Source organism: Paracoccus sp. (in: a-proteobacteria), assembly GCF_046462195.1.
Classification (GTDB): Bacteria; Pseudomonadota; Alphaproteobacteria; order Rhodobacterales; family Rhodobacteraceae; genus Paracoccus.
The window spans coordinates 1-5,336 of record NZ_JBKGUN010000090.1; the positions used below are offsets into that span (position 1 = coordinate 1).

General features: G+C 61.6%; 5 protein-coding genes and 1 pseudogene. 1 reads left to right on the forward strand and 5 read right to left on the reverse strand.

Annotated features, from left to right (window positions below):
- Positions 1 to 273 precede the first annotated feature (273 nt).
- Complete coding sequence (locus ACLHHB_RS05930; protein ID WP_410217359.1) at positions 274 to 702, forward strand: hypothetical protein; 429 nt, start codon at positions 274 to 276, stop codon at positions 700 to 702.
- Positions 703 to 754: 52 nt separating this feature from the next.
- Here the strand turns inward: ACLHHB_RS05930 and ACLHHB_RS05935 are convergent, their stop codons facing one another.
- From ACLHHB_RS05935 to ACLHHB_RS05955, 5 genes and pseudogenes are all read right to left on the reverse strand, one after another.
- On the reverse strand, positions 755 to 1,129 hold the full coding sequence (locus ACLHHB_RS05935) for a VOC family protein (RefSeq protein WP_410217360.1): 375 nt from the start codon (positions 1,127 to 1,129) through the stop codon (positions 755 to 757).
- A 22-nt stretch (positions 1,130 to 1,151) separates the two neighbouring features.
- Entirely contained in the window at positions 1,152 to 2,414 is a 1,263-nt protein-coding gene (locus tag ACLHHB_RS05940; protein WP_410217363.1) for a TRAP transporter large permease subunit, read from the reverse strand.
- Between the two features lie 50 nt (positions 2,415 to 2,464).
- Positions 2,465 to 3,073, reverse strand: a complete 609-nt coding sequence (locus tag ACLHHB_RS05945) for a TRAP transporter small permease subunit (RefSeq protein WP_410217361.1) — start codon at positions 3,071 to 3,073, stop codon at positions 2,465 to 2,467.
- A gap of 84 nt (positions 3,074 to 3,157) precedes the next feature.
- Positions 3,158 to 4,172: pseudogene (locus ACLHHB_RS05950) on the reverse strand (TRAP transporter substrate-binding protein).
- Between the two features lie 35 nt (positions 4,173 to 4,207).
- Entirely contained in the window at positions 4,208 to 5,266 is a 1,059-nt protein-coding gene (locus ACLHHB_RS05955) for an L-idonate 5-dehydrogenase (protein WP_410217362.1), read from the reverse strand.
- Positions 5,267 to 5,336: the final 70 nt, after the last annotated feature.

Consider the following 5,336-nt stretch of genomic DNA (forward strand, 5'->3'; position numbering starts at 1 on the left):
GCACGCCGGAATGCCCTCCAGCCACGCCTGCCACTCGTCCGAGGTCTAGGTTCCCGAAGCCGCAAGGCCATCGCTTCCGAGATCTGATGGGCACCAAGGACAAAGATGGAATAACTGTTAGGTAGAAGGAATTTTTACTTTTGGTACCGTGAGATAAGCAGGGTCCCTTCGACAACCGCGAGCCTCATCCTGTTCGTTCTGTGCAGCTATTTTATTCTCTGGGTCCCGGATCTTGATCTGGCCCTGCTGTCCATCCTGCACCACCGGCCGATCGTGACCCATTGCGTGCTGCCGGCGCTTCTTCTTCTGCTGCTTCGGCACAGCTTGGGTGCCGCGCCCGCTGCCGGCGCTTTCATTGCCCTCAGCGTCCATCTCGCCTGTGATGCGCTGTCTCCTGCCGTGGGCTTCGGGCAGGTCTGGCTGCCTGCGCCGGTCAAGACCACCTTGGGCGCTTGGAGTCCTCTGTGGCTCATCGGAAACGCCGTGCTCAGCTTCTGGCTGGCGCTCAGAATGGCAAGGATCGCCTTTCGCAAGCTATGGTCGGGCTATCTGGTCATTAGAACCGTTGCATTGGTCGGCGCCGTCTATGGCATCATCAACGAAAGCTCAATGACGGTCGCAGTGGTCAGCCTCCTTCTGCCTGGTGCAGCCTATGGACTGGACCGGCGGCAGAGGATTGAAGAAGTCGAGAGAAATTGCTGACCGTTTGGTTCACGTCATACAGTTTGCGACAGATCCTGCCGCAAGTACCATATCAGCGGGGACGTATGGCTCTGGCGGCGCTGACGGCCCCGTTTTGCGCCTGCATCAACTCGATCTGCAGGCCATCGGGAAGCGAAAGCCAGTTGTTGCCTGCCGGAAGAGACCGGGCACCTGCGGCTCGTGCTCGTTCTATGGCTTCCGGCAAGTCTTCGACCATGATCCCCAGATGAGCCAGACGGCCCTCGACCCCCTCCTGCTCCGGCCACAGAAGCAGCTGGATGCCACCCTCGAGCCAGATGCTGCGAGGATTTTCTTCAGGACCGGCGGTTCGGTTGACGTCCATTCCCAGGACCTCCCGGAAGAAGGCCAGATGCGGCTGGAAATCCGAGACAAAGAGCGCAACGTGCTCGACATAGGCTTGCGGCATGGTGACAGCCCTTTTCATGAGGTCAGTAGACGGCGATCTGCGGGAACGCGATCAACAGGGCCACTCCCAGGATCTGAAGCGCAATAAATGGCAGCAGCGCACTGAAGATCTCTCCCAGGGAGATGTCAGGCGGCGTGACCGACTTCAGATAAAAGGCGGCCGGTCCAAACGGCGGGGTGAGGAAGCTGATCTGCATGTTCATGCAAAACACAACGCCAAACCACACCGGATCGAGACCCAGCGTTTTGATGATCGGCACGAAAATCGGCATCGTCAGAAGCGCGATGCCCACCCAATCCAGGAACGCACCCAGCACGAACAGGATCAGCATCATCAGAAGAACAATGACGGTTGGGTTGTCGGAGACACCGATGATCAGGCCAGACACGAAATGGATCCCGCCCATCAGGTTGTAGACGCCGACCAGCGCCGTAGCGCCAATCCCAATCCAGACGATCATGCCCACCGTTGCCAAGGTCTGCATGGCAGAGTCGCGCAACATCGCCATGCTGAACTCGCCGCGCAGCACGGTTGAGACCAGGACCCCCGCCACGCCGACAGCCGAGGCTTCGGTGACGGACGCAATCCCGCCGTAGATCGACCCCAAGACCACAAAAACCACCAGCAGGGGAAGCGCGAGCCCTTTCAGCAGCCGCAGCTTCTCAGCACGAGGAATGGGCGTCAGATCGGGCAGCGGCGCCATGCTGTCCGAGGTGTAGGCCCGCACCAGGATATAGATGACATAAAGGCCGGCCAGCATGAAGCCCGGCACGAAGGCGGCGGTGAACAGATCCCCGATCGAGACATTCGCGGTCAGGCCGTAGATGATCAGAACAATTGACGGCGGAACCATGGATCCCAAGGATCCGCCAGCACACACGACCCCGATCGCCAACTTGCGGTCATAGCCAAGCCGCAACATCTGCGGCAGTGCGATCAGGCCCAGAAGGACGATCTCGCCTCCGATGATGCCGGACATGGCGGCGAGGATGACGGCCACAAAGATGGTCTGAACGGCAACACCACCGCGGATCCGACGCCCCACCAGTTTCATCGCGTCGAACAGGTCCCGCGCGATGCCGGAGCGGTCCAGCAAGGCCGCCATGAGGACGAACATCGGCACCGACACGAAGACAAAGCTGTCGACAAAGGTGTAGATGCGCGACGCGATCAACGGCACGGCCATCGTGCCATAGCCCAGCAGCGCGAAGCTGAGCGCCACCAGAAGCGTCACCAGGGCCAAGGGCAAACCTGTCAGCAGCAGCGCCACCAGCAGGCCGAACATCAGGATGGTCGAGGTCCCGATGCCGATGGAGGCAAGATCCAGAGCTGCGTTCACAGCGGATCTCCTTTCAAAAAGCGGCGCATGTGGTTGATCGCCATGATCAGGAACTGCAGCGTGAGAAGAACCATGACGATCAGCAGAAAGGTCTTGATCAGCGCAGGGGTCGGAGGGTTCCAGGATGATCCGGAACGCTCGGGACGGAACTCTCCAGCGGGCGTGAACAAGGCACGTCCGGCCATGGTCCATGCAGCATAGGCAAACATCGCGGACGCCAGTGCCGACACGGCGGCAATGACGACCTCCAGGCCACGACGCGCGCGCCCTCCCAGAAGATCATAGATCAGCACCACCCGGATATGCGTGTTGCGCGACGCGCAGAACAGCCCGCCGTAAAGGAAGGCCAGCGCGCAGAGGGTGGTTGTGGCCTCATGCGCCCAACGGGTGGGGGCATTCAGCACATAGCGCAGGAAAACCTCGACCAGGAGGATAAACGCCGCCACCACCAACCCGGCCGCGAAAAGGTAACCGCCCCGGAAGATCCACCTGCCCAACAGCCCGGCTTCGGGAATGGCTTTGGCCAGACCACCGTGAAGGTGTGTCTCAGGCAGGCCATGCTCTTCGGACGTCGGCGCGCTGCCACGTGTGCCGGAAGGCTCCATCGGCTTCTCCTCAATGTGGGAAGAGGGACAGGCGGGACCAGGACATCCTGCCCCGCCTTGCAGATCAGACGTTGGTTGCTGGCGTTATTCCAGCAGGCCACGCTCGCGCAGATGCGCCGTCAGCGTGTCATAGACCTTTTGCGCCATGGGCGACTGCGCCGCCATTTTTTCCCACTCCCCGCGTGCAATCGTGCGGAACTTGGCGCGCTCCTCGTCGGACCAGTTGTGAATGGTGATCGTGCCGGCTGCGCGGGCCGCTTCAACCGCCTCCAGATCGCGCTCCATCAGGGTGTTGACCTGGTTTTCCTGGAAGACCTTGACGGAGGCTGTCAGGATCTCCTGCAGATCCCCCGGCAGCGCGTCCCATTTCGCCTTGTTCATCGAGACTTCGACCAAGGGCAGCGAGTGGAAACCCTGGATAAACAGGATGGGGGGCAATATCATTCATGCCCAGTTCCTGGTTGACCGAAAACACCGAGTAATCGGCCGCGTCGATGACTCCCTTGTCGAGCGAGGTGAACACCTCCGAGGCGGGCAGGTTGACCGGTGCAGCCCCGGCGGCCTGGAAGACGTTGGCAATCAGGCCTTCGGGCGAACGGACCTTGACGCCCTGCAGGTCCTCGACCGTTTCAATCGGCACGCGAGACACGAACGCCTCGAGGCCCGGCGTCGAGACACCAATGAACTGCATGCCGAACTGATTGTTCAGCTCGTTCATCAGCTCCTTGCCGCCGCCGTTCTCGACGAAATCGATCATCTGCTCGGGCGAGGCCCAGGCCCCGACGGGATTGGCAATGAGGCCAAAGGCGGGGTCACGCCCGGCAAAATACGAGGTGTCGGTGATATGCCCGTCCAGCAGCCCGGCCCCGACGGCATCCTGCGTTTCGCGATAGTCCACGATGGAGCCCACAGGCAGAAGCTCGATCGCGACGCGCCCATCGGTCATCTCGTTGACCGTCTTTGTCCATTCCTGCTGGAAGATGAAGTTGGGGTTGCCCGCCGGATCCGACGACTGAAAGCGGAAGCTGTGCTCCTGTGCTGAAGCGGCTCCAGCCATAAGGGCCAGGGCCGTGACCGACCGGTACAATACACTCATCATCATTGTGTTCTCCTCCCATGAAAAACAAACGGGTGTCAGGCGCCGGGATCCGTCCCGGCACCAAAATCAAGCTGGACCTTCATCGAGCGGCTCCGATCGGAGGCCACTGCGAAGGCATCGGCGGCCTCTTCGGCGGGAAAGACCGCGGTGATCAGCGGCCCGACATCGATGTGTCCTTCGGCAATCAGCTGTGCTGCTCGCGCGAATTCGGCGTCAAACCGGAAGCTGCCCAAGAGCCGCAACTCCTTGGTCACGATCAGCGCCATCGGCACGGCGGGCTCTGCTCCCAGCCCGAGAGCGATCAAGGTGCCCCGTGGGCGCAGAACCTCGCACCCCGCGCGCAACGCAGCCTCGGCACCTGAGCATTCGATCACCAGATCAAAATGCCCCCGCCCCTCGCGATAAGCGGCCAGCGCGTCGGGCTGATCGGAAAGGTTGAGGCCCGTGTCCGCGCCCATCGTCTCGGCGATGGTCAACGGTCCTGCTGCGATGTCCGTGGCGATAATCTGGCCAGCGCCCGCATGGCGAGCTGCGGCTATGGCAAGGCAGCCGATCGGTCCGGCACCCGACACGAGAACTTTCCGTCCAACGACCGTGTCTACTTGCGCGACAGCATGCAGACAAACCGCCAAGGGCTCGGTCAGAGCAGCTTTTGCGAGATCGGTGTTCGCCGAAAGCGGGATCACCTGTTCCGCAGGCACCAGCAAAAGGCTCCGGAACAGGCCCTGCTCATGCGGGCTGCGCATGGCGGACCCGTTGAAGCGCATGTCGCTGCACAGGTTTCGTTGTCCCTTCTGACAATACGAACAGCGGTCGCAGGGACGCGACGGATTGACGGCCACCCGGTCCCCCGGCGCGAGATCTTCGACCTGATCCCCGATAGCCTGGATGACGCCACTCACCTCGTGACCGAGAGCCATTGCCTCACGGACGCGGACGGATCCAAACCCGCCATGGTGAAAGTAATGCAGGTCCGAGCCGCAGATCCCCCCGTGACTGACGGCCACGACCACCTCGTTCGTCCCCGGAGCCGGGGGCGCTGCCAGCGGTTCGATCCGGAGATCATGGGGTGGATGAAGGGTAATCGCGATCATCAGAGCACCGAGATCATGCCGCCGTCGGCATAGATGATCTGGCCGGACACATAGTTGGAAGCGTCCGACG